This window comes from Shewanella sp. 492, assembly GCF_059338445.1.
In genome coordinates, this window is sequence record NZ_CM181702.1 from 1,892,486 (window position 1) to 1,909,760 (window position 17,275).

Annotated in this window: 9 protein-coding genes; 1 reads left to right on the forward strand and 8 read right to left on the reverse strand. The window is 50.5% G+C overall.

Annotated features, from left to right (window positions below):
* Positions 1 to 56: 56 nt before the first annotated feature.
* A complete protein-coding gene (locus tag AC5YBX_RS08545) occupies positions 57 to 500 on the forward strand; it encodes an Hsp20 family protein (RefSeq protein WP_475516755.1) in 444 nt (147 codons plus the stop codon).
* Between the two features lie 142 nt (positions 501 to 642).
* Here AC5YBX_RS08545 and AC5YBX_RS08550 read toward each other — a convergent pair whose 3' ends face one another.
* The 8 genes from AC5YBX_RS08550 to AC5YBX_RS08585 all read right to left on the reverse strand — a co-directional run bounded on the left by AC5YBX_RS08550 (position 643) and on the right by AC5YBX_RS08585 (position 17,159).
* On the reverse strand, positions 643 to 1,653 hold the full coding sequence (locus tag AC5YBX_RS08550; RefSeq protein ID WP_475516756.1) for a D-alanine--D-alanine ligase: 1,011 nt from the start codon (positions 1,651 to 1,653) through the stop codon (positions 643 to 645).
* Between the two features lie 130 nt (positions 1,654 to 1,783).
* Positions 1,784 to 3,700 (reverse strand): exodeoxyribonuclease V subunit alpha, encoded by a 1,917-nt coding sequence (gene recD, locus AC5YBX_RS08555; protein ID WP_494524745.1) that lies wholly within the window; start codon positions 3,698 to 3,700, stop codon positions 1,784 to 1,786.
* A complete protein-coding gene (recB, locus tag AC5YBX_RS08560) occupies positions 3,697 to 7,290 on the reverse strand; it encodes an exodeoxyribonuclease V subunit beta (protein ID WP_494524746.1) in 3,594 nt (1,197 codons plus the stop codon). Before recB ends, recD begins: the two co-directional genes overlap by 4 nt.
* A 1-nt stretch (position 7,291) precedes the next feature.
* Positions 7,292 to 10,774 carry an exodeoxyribonuclease V subunit gamma gene (gene recC, locus AC5YBX_RS08565; RefSeq protein WP_494519195.1) on the reverse strand — a complete coding sequence of 1,161 codons (3,483 nt, stop codon included), beginning with the start codon at positions 10,772 to 10,774 and terminating at the stop codon, positions 7,292 to 7,294.
* A 147-nt stretch (positions 10,775 to 10,921) separates the two neighbouring features.
* Positions 10,922 to 12,955, reverse strand: a complete 2,034-nt coding sequence (locus AC5YBX_RS08570; protein ID WP_494524747.1) for a transglutaminase TgpA family protein — start codon at positions 12,953 to 12,955, stop codon at positions 10,922 to 10,924.
* A complete protein-coding gene (locus AC5YBX_RS08575) occupies positions 12,948 to 14,039 on the reverse strand; it encodes a DUF58 domain-containing protein (protein WP_494524748.1) in 1,092 nt (363 codons plus the stop codon). Before AC5YBX_RS08575 ends, AC5YBX_RS08570 begins: the two co-directional genes overlap by 8 nt.
* A gap of 4 nt (positions 14,040 to 14,043) precedes the next feature.
* Positions 14,044 to 14,955: an AAA family ATPase gene (locus AC5YBX_RS08580; protein WP_494524749.1), complete on the reverse strand. Its 912-nt coding sequence runs from the start codon at positions 14,953 to 14,955 to the stop codon at positions 14,044 to 14,046.
* Positions 14,956 to 15,197: 242 nt separating this feature from the next.
* Positions 15,198 to 17,159, reverse strand: coding sequence for a transglycosylase SLT domain-containing protein (locus tag AC5YBX_RS08585; RefSeq protein WP_494524810.1), 1,962 nt, complete (start codon positions 17,157 to 17,159; stop codon positions 15,198 to 15,200).
* Between the last annotated feature and the right edge of the window lie 116 nt (positions 17,160 to 17,275).

Genomic DNA, 17,275 nt, shown 5'->3' on the forward strand with positions numbered 1-17,275 from the left:
ACTATATGGGCGGTCGGCCAAATTTTCACTATATTGCTTAATACAAGGATATAAAAATGCGTAATTATGATCTATCTCCCCTTTATCGCAGTGCCATTGGTTATGACCGTTTAGCTCAGCTTGCAGAGCATGCTGCAGCGAACAAAGGTAACTCAGGTTATCCACCTTATAATATCGAGTTACTCAGCGAAAACCGTTACCGTATTACTATGGCTGTAGCCGGCTTTTCGATGCCAGAATTAGAGATCACCAGCGAAGGTGATAAATTGATTGTGAAAGGCACAAAGGCGGAACAAACCAACGAACAACGCAAGTACTTATATCAAGGTATTGCTGAGCGTGGTTTTGAGCGTACGTTCCAGTTAGCCGATTATGTCACCGTGATTGGTGCCGATTTAGAAAACGGCTTACTCAATATTGATCTCAAGCGTGAGATCCCTGAGATGCTCAAACCGCGTAAAATTGAGATCAACCACTCAGGCTTGCTCAATAAAGAGTAATATCGCTTTAGCGAATGCGGCTTAGCCAGCATAGCTAACGCCAACAAAAAAGGGAGCCTAGGCTCCCTTTTTTGTTCTCAATTGGTGCTAATGACATAGAACACCTTACAACCTACACCTTAGGACAAGCTCATTAAACGGCTTATTTTGCCGCCGATAACCCCGCCATAATGGTTTCGTGTAAAAACGCACTAAAATCGTCGCCATGGTTGGCTAGCATCTTCGGAAACATAGAGATTGGAGTTAAGCCCGGAAAGGTATTGATCTCATTGAGTAAGATCTCACCTTGCTCGGTTAAGAAAAAGTCGATACGTGACAAATGACGCAGTTTCATGCCATCAAATACTTTGATGGCATACTGCTGTATTTGCTGGGCGATAGCTGGCGAAACATCGGCAACCACTTGCGTAGTCGCCTTACTGTTAGCTGCATATTTTTCATCGAAAGTATAAAAAGTGTCGCCAGCACAGATCACTTCACCAGGCAGGGTCGCCACTGTCTGCCCTTTATATTGATAGACAGCCACCTCTAATTCCCGTGCCTTGATGGTTTTTTCAACGACCACATAGGGGGAATATTTAAAGGCATCGGTCAGCGTAGTTTGGATAAGCGCTGCATCATCCACCCGGTAGCAGCCAACAGATGAGCCTTGTGAGGCGGCTTTAATGAAAATTGAGCCCCAGTCCGCCAAGGCTTGCTGCGTTTGTTTAATGGCATCGGCATCGAGTTGATTTAAAAACAGGTAGGGGGTATTGGGGATCCCCAGTGCGCTAAACCACATTTTTGCGGTGACCTTGTTAAAACAGTTACTCGAACCTTCTGAGTTACAGCCAAAATAGGGCAGTTTTATGAGTTCAAAATAGGATTGAATATCACCCGTTTCACCCGGATAGCCATGTATACAAGGAATGACGTAATCCACAGGCCAAGGCGCTATGCTGTCATCTTCGAAACGGATCTCTTTACGATTAGTGAGCTCACAGCGGTGGCCGTCTTTGGTGGTGTACTGACCATGGCCGTCCAGTTCGACACGCAGCACATTCACCTGGTCTAATTTTGCCAGCGAAGTTTCAAAATAGTTAGCTGACAACAGTGAGATAGCGTGTTCATCACCGCCACCACCGCATAACAATAAAAGATTGGTTGGACTCATCGGGTCTCCGTGTACAACTGAATGTAGATGTTATGATGCACTATGACGCGCTAATAATTTTATGCAAGTTTTGCTATCAAGGGCCGTTATCGTTTGACGATTTTATAGGCTTGCAGCCTATTTTATGCTGTCACTGCCATAAGCGTTTCGCCAGTCCTGATGCGCGGAGTGTGGCTTGGCTGCATGCTTGTTCAAACACGCGCTGGCTACCTAAACAGGTAAAATGGTGTTTAGCGCGAGTGATCGCCGTATAAACCAACTCTTTGGTGAGCAGTTGCCGCTGGGCGACACTTGGGCGAGGTGGCATGACTAACGCCACGTGGCTAAATTCGCTGCCTTGGCTTTTATGCACTGTCATCGCATAACAGGTGTCGTGGCTTGGCAGGCGCGCCGGTAACACTTTGAGTAAGGTGCCATCGGCTTGAACAAAATGGGCCATTAAGCGATGTTGGTTATGGGCATCGGGCAAAATAATGCCGATATCACCATTAAACAGACCAAGGTTATAATCGTTACTTTGGATGATCACCGGCCGCCCTGCATAAAATTCAGTGATCGGGTTGACCAATTTTTCCTTGGCGAGGGCTTGGGTGATACTGGCATTAATGCCATCGACGCCATATTCGCCGGCGCGCATGGCGCACAGCACGCGGTAACGATTGAAGCTGTCGATAATACTCATGGCATCTTGTGCTTGAGTGATCGCCTCAAGGTAGTGACGATATTGCGTCACGCTGCGCTCGAGCAAGGCGTTTAAGCCCAAATTGGCTTGCTGATGAATCTGATGCTCAATCCACAGCAGTTCCTGATAACCGCGCTGCCAGACCTGCATTATGGCCGCTAAATCACTGATGTTAACGGCGCTGGCCAGTTGACCAATACCGGCATCCCCCTTAAAGCGGTGGCTGTGCATCAGCATCGCCAAACTGTCACCGAGCTGGGGTGATTCGCTGACAAAACCATTAAGATCTGTCCCCGTGAGCTGGCTGAGTAATGCAGCCTTATCTTGCGAGTAGCGCATTGACCATTGACCATTTCTCTCTTTTAACCCAGCGCAAATATCGGCCAGCACAGCGCCAGCTTCTACCGACGCCAGCTGATCCTGATCGCCAAGTAAAATAAGCCGAGCATGACTAGGCAAGGCATTAAGGAGTTTATACATCATAGGCAGATCCACCATTGAGGCTTCATCGACCACCAAGAGATCCAGTCGCATTGGGTTGTCGCTATCGTGGCGGAAACGGTGTGAGTTGGGAATAACCCCCAGTAAACGGTGTAGCGTCGAGGCTTCCTCTGGCACCTGTTGCAATGCGTTAAGATCGATAATGTCACTGAAGGGGGCCAGTTCAGTGGCTAGGCGCGCTTTAGAGGCTTTAATCGACTCACTTAATCGCGCTGCGGCCTTACCCGTGGGCGCAACGAGGCGGATAGTCATGGTCTCTTGCTGACACAATAACAACAGTAGCTTAGTCACTGTGGTGGTTTTACCCGTCCCAGGGCCGCCCGTGATCACCGCCAGCTTTTGAGTGAGCGCTGTGGCCGTGGCGATTTTTTGCCAGTCATATTGCCTCTCGGTAGGGGCAAATAAGCTGGCGAGCATATTGGTGCTTGCGCCGATATCACTCACCCTAATGGGCTGCGCTAAGGCATTGAGTTGCTGGCCCACGCGAGATTCAAACTGGTAATAACGTTGCAAGTAGAGGTTGGAACCATCAAGGATCAGCGGTTTATCGAGTTGCTCCGGCGCTAAGCCGACCGCATCGCAGCGACTCAGCTCAGCGATGATCTCATGTGGACTTAAGGTGATACGGCACTGAGCTTGCTGCTCACTCATGGGGTTGTCGACATCGATCTGCTCAATGGGCAGGCAGCTATGCTGCAGTGACAGTTGGCGGCTGAGCAGGGCGCAGATCAAGATAAACAGCTCATTGCTGCTCGGATGCAGCTCACTCATCTGCAGTGCAAAATGGCGATCGAGTGGAGTTAATAGTCGTCCTTGTTCCCACTGTTTTAACAGCGCCGTTAAGGGTTGCTCTAAGGTTATCATAGTGCGAGCTCCGTAGATGTCCCACTGCCCAAAGGCTGATGGGGGGCTTGGAATAGATGGTCGAGTCGCTCTATCAGGGCTTGGCTGGGTTTATCATAAAACACCCCAGCACCAGGTGCTTGCTGTGACATACCGCGTAAAAATAGGTAGTAACATCCGCCGATATGCTGATCGTAACAATAGTTGGCTAAGCGCAGCTTAAGGTAGCGGTGCAGCGCCAAGGTGTAGAGGATGTATTGCAAGTCATAACGGTGGCTACTAATGGCCTGTTGCATCTGGCCTTGATGATAATGACTCACATCGTTACCCAAATGATTGGACTTATAATCGGCAATGTAAAATTGGCCCTGATATTCGAAGGTTAAATCGATAAAGCCTTTTAGCATGCCCTGTAGTGCATCGAAGCTGAGTTCGGCGCTATAACCAAACTCGCTAAGTAGTTGATTCAATGCGCTGGCCTGTAAGTGCGATATCGGTAGGTAAAATTCCATTTCGACTAAGGTTTTGCTTGCTGGAAGTTGCGCCAAGCACAGGCCACTGTCATTGAGCGGCGCACCGAGCAGGTCCATATACCACTGGTGCAGCACAGGTTGCCAGACACTATCGATGCCAAATTTTTCCATCGCTATGGGCAGTTGCTCCTGTAGCGTGACATCGGCGCGGGTAAAATCAATCAGCTCTAATACCAAGTGCATAAAGCTACCTGCATTGGCGCCGCGCTCGAAGGTGAAACGTGACATCTGGTTATCGAGATCATCTTCAATCACCTTGAGCTCAGGAAAGGCCTCATCGTCACCGCCGGGCATGACACGTTCATGGGCTTGGTTTTTTACCAGCCCCGAATAACTGCCGACCCGCCATGGGGTGGTTTGAAGGCGTCGCAGTGCCTTAGGCGCTAGGCTTAGGTTATCGACACTCGTTGGCGCCAGCACTGTGGCGCTGGCTATTTCCTCGATGCTGGTGACACTTAGCGCATCACTTGCCAAGGCTTGGGCACGCGCTTGTATATCGCTAAATTCACATTTGGCCTCTTCGATGCCAAGCAGATAGCCAATGGCGGTTTCGTGTAGTTGGCTGCTAATGCCCGCTTTTTTGGTGTAGCGCGAGTGGTTTGCCACATACAGATAACAGGCGAGTACGGGGCGAGTCAACGCCACGTAGAGTAAGCGTAAATCTTCGGCCAGCGTTTCCCGTTTATGCCGCGCCCAGCCCTCATCACTCTGCTCTATGTCCCACAGCAGTTGGTTATCTTGGTGGTACAACATGGGGGCCGGCTTACGGCGGTTGTCGCGGGCAAGGCTGACAAAGGGCACAAAGCAAACTGGGTATTCTAGCCCCTTACTCTTATGGATAGTGACTATCTGCACAAGGTTTTGCTCGCTTTCGAGCCTGAGCTGCGCTTCTTCTGTGCTGTGGCTGTCGAGCAGCGCCTGCTGATACCAATTGAGCAGGGCGCTGATCCCGTCAAGCTCGCTGGCTTTTTGCTGTAACAGTTCGCCTAAATGCCTAAAGTCGGTTAAGCGGCGCTGGCCGTCAGCGGTACTTAACAGCCGCTGAATAAGCGCGGTATCGCTGGCCATGGCCAATAAACAGGGCATAATGCCGCGTTTTTGCCAGATCTGCTGCAAGCCATTAAATTGTTCCAGCAGTTGCTGTCGGCTGTCTTCATCGAGGTTAAATTGATGAATAGCTTCGGCATTGTAGCCCAGCAGCTGGGTGGCCAGCGCGCTTCTTAGCGCGCGCTCATCCTTTGGATTAGCAATCGCGACCAACACCAGTGCCAGCTCTTTAGCTTCGAGGGTGGCAAATACACTGTCACGGCTGAGAAACACTGCGCCTATCTGGCGCTCGCTGAGGGCGGCTTTAATGTAGGCGGCTTCGTTACGGTCTCGAACCAGCACCGCAATGTCTTTGGCCCTAAGGGGTTTATCGTCCAGCAGGCATAAACCTTGCTGCGCCTCGGTTAATAGTCTGGCTATCTCATTACAGGCATCTTCGGCGAGCAAACTTCTCGCGGTGGCTTTATTGAGCCCTTTGTCGGGATCTTCACCGAGCAGTTTGAGCCGCAGTGCACTGTTATCGCTATTGGCCTCGATTAAACGTTTGTTATCGGCAAAGGGAGAGGGCGCCACGATCTCAAACGGAATCGCTTCGCTAATAAAGGGATCGTGATGTTGGCCAAATAACTGATTAACGCCGGCTATCATATTGCGACTCGAGCGGAAGTTAGTGTCTAAGCTGTAGTGGGCTTGAGCCTGCTGGCGAGCGTCAATATAGGTGTGAATATCGGCGCCCCTAAAGGCGTAAATGGCCTGCTTGGGATCGCCAATCATCAATAAGCTTTGCGCCGGATGCGCTAGGTTTTCGCCCTGCTGATAGATGTGGCTAAAAATTTGATACTGCAGTGGATCGGTATCTTGAAACTCATCGATAAGCGCAATAGGAAAACGCTGGGCGATGCTGTGAGCCAGACTCTGCGCTGCGTCGTTGTTATCTTTACTCTGCGCGCTCAGTGCACCCGCAAGGGTGAGCAGCAGATCGTCGGGTGTCAGCAGATTACGCTCTTGTTTTTGCTTTGCAAAACGGCTCGAGATCCCTTGGCGCGCCGCAAACAGAAAGCTGGGCACAAACTGAGTTATCAATTGATTCAGATTGTCGATATGGGCCAACAGTGGCGCTTGCTCAGCCGTTGGGATCTCGCCGCCTTTATTGAGTTTAAGCTGGCTTAACGCGAGCGCATCGAGCACTTTGCTATCGGGCAGTGATTGGCCATGATGAGCCCAATTGTCCATCGCCGCTAACATGGCAGCGAGTTTGGGAAAACCTTGATCTTTTTTACCAAACCGCACTCCATTGAGCGGCAGCTGCAGCAAGAGTTGCTCGAGTGCATCGCGCTCACGCGGCCAGATGAGTCTTAAGCGACTCAGGCTTTGGCTCAGCGCCTGGGCTATCAGTTTAAAGGGTTGCGGCGTGGGAGTCGCTTTGGCTTGACTGGCGCCGAGCAGCGGCCTGAGTTGCTGGGCCAATCCATCGGGATCGCTAAACTTACCTTGCACAATTTGGGCAAGATAGCCGGGCAGTGGATAGCAGGTTTCTCGCCAGAAATCGCGCACCGCATGGTGTAAAAACTCACTATCATCGAGGGTAAATTCAGACTCAAACAGCAAACCCGATTCAAACGCCATGTCGGCTAATATGCGCTGACAGAAACCATGAATAGTAAAAATGGCCGCCTCATCGAGGGATTTAAGCGCCAAATCGAGTCGTTTACGCGCCAGCGGTAGCTGCTCTGCTGGGGTCTGTGCGTAGAGCTGCTCAATCAGGGGATCGCTCACGGGCAGGCCAATAAAACAGCGATAAGCCAGCTGGATTTTTTTACGAATGCGATCCCTCAGTTCACCTGTGGCGGCATTGGTAAAGGTCACCACTAATATTTGCTCGCAGCGCAGTGGCTGCGGGCAACCATGACCCAGCAATAGGCGCACATATAGGCCCGCGATAGTATAGGTTTTACCTGTGCCGGCGCTGGCTTCAATAAGACGGGTGCCGTCAAAAGGGAGGGTAAGGGTGTTGAGTATGGTGGTGCTCATGTTAGCGTCCCTCCACAAAGGTGGCCAGCTCACTTAATGGCGCCTTATAAAGCAGGCTAATTAAGGGCGATAATAGTGTTGTGGCAGGCTCGCCAAATTGGGCCTCAGTGAAATCTTCTGGAAAACGAAATAGGCGCTGGTAATGGGGTTCGAGCCCTTCACCCATGGCACCTTGATCATCAAGCCACTGTTTCTGCGCCTCGGCAAGTTTGCCTGTGTGGTCGCCTTCGGCTTCGACATAGCTCATGGCCGTGCGCGGAATAAACATCAACGGCTGATGTTGGCCACGGTGAAAGTAGTCGACCCACACACTGAGCTGATTGATGGCTTGCTCGCACGTAATTGGGGCAAACCCATAAAAATGGCCAATATCGAGCAGATAACTGTCGCCAATGGCTTGGGTGCCCATGGCGTTAAGACAAAGGTGGCGCAAATAAACCCGAATAAGATCGCGGGCGTTGGCCGTGCCTGGACGATAATTGACGAGCCCTTTGGCCGATAGCGAGTCTATCCGCCCCACTAGGTGGCTTTGGCGGCTATCGTTGAGGGCGATAGCGATCTCTAGCGCGTGGGATTGTTCGCCTTTGAGGTAGTTAGCTCTGCCGATAATGGGTTTAATATCGTGTAGATATTGATTAAGCAGCAGATCGTCAAACGGCGCTAGGGGCAGTTGGCCCGCCAGTTTGAGTTTATGGAGCAGTTGCTCGTCGGGCAGCTCTTGCTGCCGCTTAATGGCATCATCAATCAAGTGGGCTTGCAACTTGTAGCGAGATAATGGATTGAGGCTAAAAGGCTCATCATTGTCATCGGCTTGAATAGCTAAGCCTAAATCCAGTTTCAGCGAGCGGTTAAAGAAATACTGCGCGGGATTACGATAAAAGCGGATCAACGCCGAGAGCTCGATTTCACGGCTGTCATCATCACTGCTAACCTTGAGCGCTTGCTCAATAAAGCGGCTCTGTTGGCCTTGCGTGTCGCTGCTGTGACTGGCAACGGGGCACCATTGCTGGCTATAACTGTGCTGTAAGCCTTGGCCGGCTTGATACAGACGCTCATCAAAGGGCTGTAGCGGCTGCTGTTTTATCAACTGCGCGGCAATGGTTTTTTCAATGGCATCAATATCGACAGTGCCAGAGTCAGAGTCTGGCGCATTAACCGTAGCTTCGAGCGATGCAGGCAGGTAACACAGCTGGCAATATTCTATCAGCTCTGAGACCAGCATCGAGGGGATGCGCTCACTGTTATCGCGCTCACTATGACCTATGTAGCTAATATACAGTTGTTGCCTTGCCGATAACATGGCTTCTAAAAACAGGTATCTGTCGTCGAGTCGGCGTGAACGATCGCCTTTGCGCGCACCAAACTGTGCAACTAAATCAAAGCCTACCGGATGTTGTACCCTAGGGTAGACACCATCGTTCATCCCCAGTAAACACACCACCTTAAAGGGAATAGAGCGCATCGGCATTAAGGTACAAAAATTGACACTACCGGCTAAATAACGTTGACCAACGCGGGATTCTGACAGTTGGCTAACAAACCAATTTTGCAGTACGCTAATATCCAGTTCGCTGCTGTATTGGCTCTGGTTTAGCTCTTCACTTAGGCGGCTAATGGCGCTGCGAATGGCTTGCTCTTGATTAAGCTCCTCCTCATCACAATCATAAAACTCATCGACTAACTGCTGCAGCTGGGCGATACGCTCATTGAGCGAGCAAGGCTGATTGAGCGCCAGAGTAAATTCATCGAGCGCTTCGATAAAATTGAGTAACTTGCCTAAGGCCTGAGCCGATTGACCTTCAATGCCCTCTAACGCCAAGTTGTCTTGGTAGATAGGGGCGTGATCGCTAAAGCTGTAACCTAAAATCAATCGCTTAATACCAAAGGCCCAAGAATTTTGCTCAAAGGCGGGCAGTTGTTGTGCCTGACGCGCCTTGGCATCACGGCCCCAACGCACGCCAGCTTGTTCTAACCAACGACGAATAATACCCAGTTCATCATCACTAATATCGAAGCGGCGCAGTACCGCTGGCACTTCCACAATGGCTAAAATATCGGTGAGGGCGAAGCGGCTCTGATTTAGGGTTAACAGGTGTAAAAAGCTGCTGATCAAGGGCGACTCTTGGGCGGCACCGCGATCGGCAATGGCGTAAGGGATATAGTGCGCGCCACTTTTAGCCGCAAACACGGCGTCGATATAGGGCGCGTAGGCCGCAACATCAGGCATCATCACCACTATGTCTTTCGGGCTGATGGGCGTTTCGCTGCCCTCTTGCTGTGCCAGTAGCGCCAATAAATGATCATGCAGGGTTTCAATTTCGCGCAGCGCACTGTGGCAGCTTCGAAGGGTGATAGAGTCATCATTGGCGGGTAACCGTCGCCGCCCTTCGAGGCTTAAATAGAGCTCGCCATCGGGGCCAAGGCTCTTACCGCGGGTGGTAAGCTCCAAAATATCTTGCTGCACGCCGTGTAATAGGGTGTTATTGCCGGGATCTTGATAGCATTCGAAGTTAAAATTGGTATCTTCTTCAGGCAGTTCGAGGATCAAATCCAGCAGTTCACGGCCCATCTTGCCATTATTGGCAAGCAAAGGGTTACCCACTTCCAGTTTATCTTCCCAGTCCATACACAGTTGCTGCTTATCTGCATATTGCAGCGCCATACGGGCGCGCAGACGAGGGTCGACAATGTCGCCCCAATAATGCTGACAAGGGCTGAGGTTGAGCATCACCACATCGATGCGTTTGGCTAAGAAATAGAGCACCTCTAGGGTTTGCGGTGCCATGGATGAGATACCAAACACAAACAGTCGTCGAGGTAAGCCACTTAAGTCGCAGTTAGGATCATCTAAGGTATCAAACAGTGCCTGATGCAGGTTGGCCCTGTGGTAGGTGCTTTGGCCTAACTCTTGATTGTTGTATTGGATAAGCGCGCGCCAGAGTACAGGTTGCCACTCTTGTGCTGGGCTAAGGCGCTCATTTTTGGGTGGCAGCAACGGCTCATTGGCCTCCCAAGCTAAAATCCAATCGGGGCGATAGACCAAGTATTGGTCAAAAATATCGGCGATTTGACCGCATAACTGATACAGCTTAAGCGAGTGAGTCGCGTTGAGATCATCTGTGATGGCATCATCATCTAGATAGTGTCTTAGGGGCGCAAACACAGGTTGTGCCAGCAACTGCGGCAACAGCTCCATTAATTTCCAGGTCATCGCCGCTTTGGTGTAGGCATTTTCTTTGGGCACGTTAGGCAGTAGGGTGTGACACAATTGCCAGATAAAGCTGGAAGGCAGGGGGAATTCGAGCGCCGCAGCAATGTGGTTGTGCTGCGCAATCGCCAGACGCAGCCAAGTGGACATGCCCGGGCTTTGCACCAAAATTTGCTCGCACGATAACAGCGAGTCCATGGCTTGAGGCGATTTCAGCTCATCAGCCAATAATTGGGCTAACGATTCCATTCGATTTGACTGAACCAAGTAAAGCATAGTGGGCCTTTATCTTTATGATGCTGCGCGCGAAGGTGTGCGCCAAGAGTGACAAACTTATAGGGGTTATTCTATGGTGTTAATGCTTGATAGCCAATCATCAAGGTCAATTTTATCGAGTGAAACAAACATTTGCCTGAAAAAACATCAGCGCGTAGCTTGGCGGCTATCAAGGCTTAATATCGCCAAGCGTAACTGCCTGCGATACCTCGTTATCTGCTGTTGTAACGCTTGGCGCTCACTAGGGCTGTGAGGCTGGTATTTTAACGCCATGTAACAGTCGATATACCGCTGCAAGGGGACGGCGAGTGTCGGCAAGTGCATTGCAACGCGCTGAGCATAACGCAGCGGCGGTTCGTCGGTTTCACGGGGCAGGCCTTTTTTTGCCAGCAAGGCGGTGATGGCATCGAAGCCTGCTTTAAGTCGGTCTGGCTGGCGTTGAAACTGCAATAATCCAACACTGTAGGCAATAGCGACGCCAATAAGGGCCATGGTACAGATAATCAATATGGCCAGTTTAGTACTGTCAACATCGCCCAGCAGGCGTTTAAGCAGTTGCTGCTGACGCTGGTTATCAAAGCCTAATACCCATTTGCTCCAGTAGTAGTCGATACTGGCAATGGATAACCTGAGCTGGTTAAGTAAGGGGTATTGTCTGAGCCGCAAACTACTAAAAGGACGCTCTTGTAGATAGCTATCTGCGGGATTAAAAAAGGCATCAAATCCCTGTTCGACGCGCTCTGGCGCAATCATAGCGGTGGGATCAAATCGGGTCCAGCCGTGGCCAGGAAGCCATGCTTCGATCCAAGCATGGGCCATATATTGATACACGCTGAGATATTGTGCGCTTTGGTTCCACTCTCCGCCTTGGTATCCGGTCACTAAGCGGGCTGGAATGCCAGTTTGACGCGCCATAAAGGCGAGGGCGCTAGCATAATGCACGCAAAAGCCCGCTTGGTTTTCAAACAGAAAATCATCTATCTGCTGTGGTCCAACGGGTGGCGGCTGCAAAGTATAGTAATAGGGTGACTCATTGAAATAGCGCATCATGGCAGCCATACGCTGCTGAGGATCGGGATAGCTTTGCTTAAACCGCTCGGCTAACGCTAGCGTTTTGGGATTACTGCGTGCGGGTAACTGTAAATTACCTTGGATTTGCGCCTCGCTTAACTGGCTGTCTAAACTCGCCTCAGTGTAGGAGGCGACGCGATATTGATATTGCTGCTCCACCGAGCTTATGGCGTATAGCCGACCGTCGGGTAGGTTAATCACCCCATCGCTTGGGCTGTAGGCAAGGTCTAGGCCAAATAACCAGTGCTGATGACTGGGCTCGGCGATCACTTGATATTGCAATGCTTGACCTACAGGGCGTTGCCTTTGCGCCGCTTTAGCTTGACTGGGGTTGGCTTCAAGCTGCTTTATTGCCGCAGAAGGGGTCCAGCTTTTACCGTCATAATGCTCCATCACTAAGGCGCGCCAATAGCGTTGTTGGTGCTGTGGCGGTTCGTTGTCGAAGCTGACCCGAAACGCCAGTGCTGGTGAACGGGTTAATTGGTTGATATCACCGAAGGAAACCGTATCTGACAGTCCTGTAGTGGCATTATTGGCGTTAGGCACCAACCACAGTGGGGGTAATCGCGGTAGCACGATAAATAACAGGATCGCCAGTGGCACGCTTTGTAACAGCAGCTGACTCGCCCGCTTGGCGGTATGCATCATCGCCTCATTTTCACGGTATAAACTGAGTAACACCGCTAAATTAAGGGTGGCGACTAGGGTCAGTTGTAGGGTAAACCACAGACTTTGTTTGTCGATAAAGGTGATGGCGATTAAGAAAAAGCCGACCATGACGACCGCGCGCACATCGCGGCGGTCTCGCATCTCGATATACTTAAGTGCGTAACCTAAAATCAGTAAGTTAATCAAACCATTGAGCATGCCTATTTGGCTGGTGACTAACACTAACGTAGCGGCCGATGCAAGCGCGAGCAGGGTGACCAGATAGCGCGGTGGACGAGCGACTTTGGCGCTAAAAATGCCCACACGCCAGACGAAACAGATGGCGCAGATGGCGAGAGTCCAACGGGTCATTTTATCGTGCAGTGGCGCCAGCACGGCAATATTAACCAGTAGTAACCAGGCGAGCGTGTGGCGCGTGATGATCTCCTGATGATCAGCCATTATGCTGCTCCTTCGAGCTTGTCGGCTTCTCTGGTGTAGTAGCATTTGCTTGTGTATAGCTCGGCTGCTTGGCGTGGAACATGACGTGCGGTGAACCTGAGCTGACAGCGTTGGGAACCTCCGGGTAGACGGCTAGCGCGGTGAGGCATTGCAGCCGATGTGCTGCGCCGCTATTGGGAGCAATAGTGTGCATCGGGAGCTGTAAACCAAATACCTGCTGAGTTTGCGATAAGGTGTCTACCGTCCATGTCAGTTCACTGAGGTGCTGCTCAATGTCAGGATGCTGGGCGTTGAGTATTAACCAGGTGGGCGCGCTCACGGGCTCACCAAATGATTTGGTGAGCATACCTCGGCCTTGCGCCAACTGTTTCCATGCGATTTGGTTGAGCGACTCGCCGCTGACATACGGCTTTAAGGTATTAAATTCTTCCACCCCCGCCGCCAAACTTCCCTTTAGATGAGCTTGCTCATGGGCGTGAGTTGCATGTTGGCGAAGTGGTGTTATTACCGCTTTAGGCGCCGCAAACACCAGTTGGCGGTTGGCCAAATCGATAACCGACCAAGCGCGGCATAATCCCAACGGGTAGCGAGTCTCAACGGTTAATCGACCTGGGTGGATCCAGCCACGACCTTGATTGGTAAAGGGCAATAATAAGCGCTGTTTTTTATCATCGACACGCGCCGCGCTAAGCGGCGCATTATTGCCATAACGCAATTGGATTTGGTGTTGGGCTTGCTTAGCCGTTAACTCAACTGGATAGAGCACATCTTCCCCCGCATAGACCGCGGGGCCCTGTGCAGCGTTAAGGGTAAGGCCTGCGAGATTGCGGTAACTGTAGATAATACAAGTATTAAAGATACTCAGTAGTAAGAGGCTTAGGCCTATCACTAAATTGTTTTGGTAGTTGGTACCAAACAGAAATAACAGTACCACCACCCCAAGCCAACATAATCCAAATGCGCTCGGCAAAATGAAAATACTCTTATGCGCTAAGGTTATTGGGGACTGCGTAGGTAAGCGGCGCGACAACCAGTGTTGCCACCAGCGTTGATAAGGTTTGAGTCCAGCCTTAGCCTGTTGCATCGGATTAGCGTATGGGGTTCGTGCTGCTAAGCAATTTTTGCGATAGTGCCTCACCTTGTTGCTGGCTGGTGTGACGCAGGCGATGCTCTGCCACTGAGGCAAATACCGCTTGTACATCTTCGGGGACGATATAGCGTCGCCCGGCAATAAAAGCCCATGCTTTGGCGGCGCTCAATAGGGCTTTACTGGCTCGCGGCGACAGCCCGTAACCTTCATGTAACTGACGTGACCCATCGACCAGAGCCAAAATATACTGCAATAACGCATCGGAGGCGCTGACCGTACTGACCTCTTGCTGCAAGGCGCTTAGGGTGACAGGATCGATGCATTGCGGCAATGGCGCACTTTGCGGTGATAAATCCTCGCCCTTAAGCATCGCCAGTTCTGCCGCCGCGCTCGGGTAGCCAATGGTAAGGCGCATCATGAAGCGATCGAGTTGTGATTCTGGTAAGGGAAAGGTGCCCGATTGCTCGCTCGGGTTTTGCGTGGCGATCACAAAAAATGGCTTGGGTAGTGGGTGAGTCATGCCATCGACTGTTACCTGATGTTCGGCCATGGCTTCGAGCAGCGCACTTTGGGTTTTAGGGCTGGCGCGATTGATTTCATCGGCGAGGATCATCTGTTTGAAAATCGGCCCGGGATGGAATACAAATTGCGACTGTTCTTTATCGAAAATTGATACGCCAATAATGTCGGCTGGCAACATGTCACTGGTAAATTGCACCCGCTGATGACTCAAGCCCAAACTTTGAGCGAGTCCCTGAGATAGGCTGGTTTTCCCCATGCCAGGTAGATCTTCTATCAATAGATGACCTTTGGCCAAAATGCAGGCTAATGCCAATTTGATCTGTTGTGGTTTACCCAGTAACACCCGTTCCAGTTGGGTTAATAATGATGCAATGGTGGGATGAGCCATATCAGTCCTTTTTAGCCTCAATGGTAACCTAATCTTGGTAACTTCATAGCAGCCACTAAAAAGCCATCTAGGTCAGTCGTCTATACATTTTATAGATACGTTTAACCATACTCACCAAAGGAGGGAATGACAACTGCTTAACTTAAGGCTATGAGACCTGTATAGGTGAAAGGCTCCGCACTGGCTGTGCCGTGATGGCTCAGTGCTGATTGAGTTTTTGGCGGGTTTCATATTTGGGTGAGTTAATATTTGAACTGCCATTCTTGCGCCGAAAACAGGTCGACAGGTTTGTCCTGTTTGACTTGGTATATCACTCGATAACTCAGCACAGCTTGAACGTATTCACGGGTTTCGCGAAACGGAATGGACTCTATAAAGGCGATAACATCCAGTTGGCCATTACTCTCTTCGAGCCAGCGCGTCACTCGGTGGGGCCCTGCGTTATACGCCGCAGTCGCCAGTACACGGTTATTATCGAAGCGCTCCAGTAGGCTAGCATAATATCGGCTTCCCAGCTGGGTGTTAAATTGGACGTCATAGAGGCTTTTTTTACCTCGGTATTTGAGGCCACTTTTATTGGCGGTTTCTTTAGCCGTTGCAGGCATGAGTTGCATCAAGCCTCGGGCTCCGACACCCGAGGTGGCATAAGGGTAAAAAGCGGATTCTCGCCGTGCGATGGCTCTTAAATCGTCAATATCAACTTTCGTTTGTTGGCTAGCGATTTCAAAAGCGCGGTTTGCAGCAAACGGAAAACGCAGTGTCATGTCATTCCATAGTTTGCCTTGAATGGTCGCTTGTACCACTAAATCATGCCACTGGTTTTGCTGTGCCAGTAATGCGTATTGCGCCTGCAAGGGTTTATCGTGCCTGCCAAGTAGTAACACCCATTCGGCCCGAGCATCGATGGCTTTATCTAAGGCTAATAACTCGGTCACGCGCGCAAGCCCTGGGTCATTGGCTAATGTGGCGGCTAAAGTGGCATCAAAAACGGTCGTCTGGTGTTGCAACTGCACTTGAGTGTTGAGTAAATAAGCCGCGCTGAAACCATAAAAATTTCGCTCCTGACTTAAGGTCGATAAGAGTGTATTAGCCGCTTTTTCATCTTGGCTAAGTGCACGTTTAGCGGCCCAAAATTGCCAACGGGATTTGGCTTGTTTAGCGCTACTTAAACGAGGTAGGTAGTTGTCGATATTTTGCTGATCCTTAGCTCGGATCGCCCAGCGTAAACGCAGCTCTTTAAGATCGTCACGGTCAATTAACGGCAGCAGGTTATCGACAAAAGGTTGCAGATCAACATTTTGGGTAATTAGGGCGCGTCTCACCAAATAATGACTAAGTTTACGTCCTTGATGCTCACTGAAGCGACCGGCTTGCTGGTAAGTGACGTATAATTTGACGCTTTGCTGCAGATCTTGTTTGGCTAAGCGGCGTAATCCTGCATCGACAATGTCAGCATTAATCGGCGCTGACGCCATAAATTTTTGAGTGTGGCGCAGACGCTGCGGATCTTTATACATCGCCAAGAGTTGTTTCGCTTGGGTTTGATTATGGACCTTAGAGGCTAAGTAGCGCAGCAAACTATATTGACCACTATTGAAGGCGAGTAACATGCGTGACCAGACTAACGCTTGGGTGCGATAGCCGGCTTTTTCCCACGCATGAAACAGTGGGTCGCAGGCTTTAGGACGAGATTGACCATAGAGCCATAACTGCTGCGCACCCTGATAAGCCGTTTTAGATTGTTGTCGAGCCAAGTTAGCGCGATAAAAATAGCATTGCAGAGCCACATCACGTGGTGTTGTGGGTGAGACTTTCAGAAAATCCTGCCAACGTTTATCTTGGCCTGCTGCCAGTAAATAACGGTAACGGGCCGTCGCGTACAGTGGTGTATCTTTAAACCGCTTGAGTTGCCTCAGTGCTTGATCTGCTGGTAACTCCAGTATATCGCCTAGCTTGGCATGAAAGTCTAAATAAGGGGTCAGGGGATACCCTTCTAACTCTTGCCTAAGGGCGAGATAAGCTTCTGTATTACCTTTTGACAATGCAGCCCTAGCATCGAGGTATTGTTGCTGTTGGGGCGAAAATGTAGTGCTATGAGCCACCGCGCTGAGCAGCGCGGCGGCAAGTGCAAGATAACCAGCAACATATGAATAGTGACGTAGACAGAATCGAGGTGATCCCTTCAATATGTTAATGACTTTTATCACAAATAAATCATCCATTTTGGTAAAGCAAGTCGTTATGCTGATATTTTCTGCGTAACCTAAGGGCTTATACCGCCGTTATTTAATCCCGTCACGCTGCACCTTGTGGATGACCA

Bases quoted from the DNA above. Each gene is read 5' to 3' on its own strand.
- recD (WP_494524745.1), bottom strand. From the start codon at position 3,700: ATGATAACCTTAGAGCAACCCTTAACGGCGCTGTTAAAACAGTGGGAA.
- recB (WP_494524746.1), bottom strand. From the start codon at position 7,290: ATGAGCACCACCATACTCAACACCCTTACCCTCCCTTTTGACGGCACC.
- AC5YBX_RS08570 (WP_494524747.1), bottom strand. From the start codon at position 12,955: ATGGCTGATCATCAGGAGATCATCACGCGCCACACGCTCGCCTGGTTA.
- AC5YBX_RS08545 (WP_475516755.1), top strand. From the start codon at position 57: ATGCGTAATTATGATCTATCTCCCCTTTATCGCAGTGCCATTGGTTAT.
- AC5YBX_RS08580 (WP_494524749.1), bottom strand. From the start codon at position 14,955: ATGGCTCATCCCACCATTGCATCATTATTAACCCAACTGGAACGGGTG.
- AC5YBX_RS08550 (WP_475516756.1), bottom strand. From the start codon at position 1,653: ATGAGTCCAACCAATCTTTTATTGTTATGCGGTGGTGGCGGTGATGAA.
- AC5YBX_RS08575 (WP_494524748.1), bottom strand. From the start codon at position 14,039: ATGCAACAGGCTAAGGCTGGACTCAAACCTTATCAACGCTGGTGGCAA.
- recC (WP_494519195.1), bottom strand. From the start codon at position 10,774: ATGCTTTACTTGGTTCAGTCAAATCGAATGGAATCGTTAGCCCAATTA.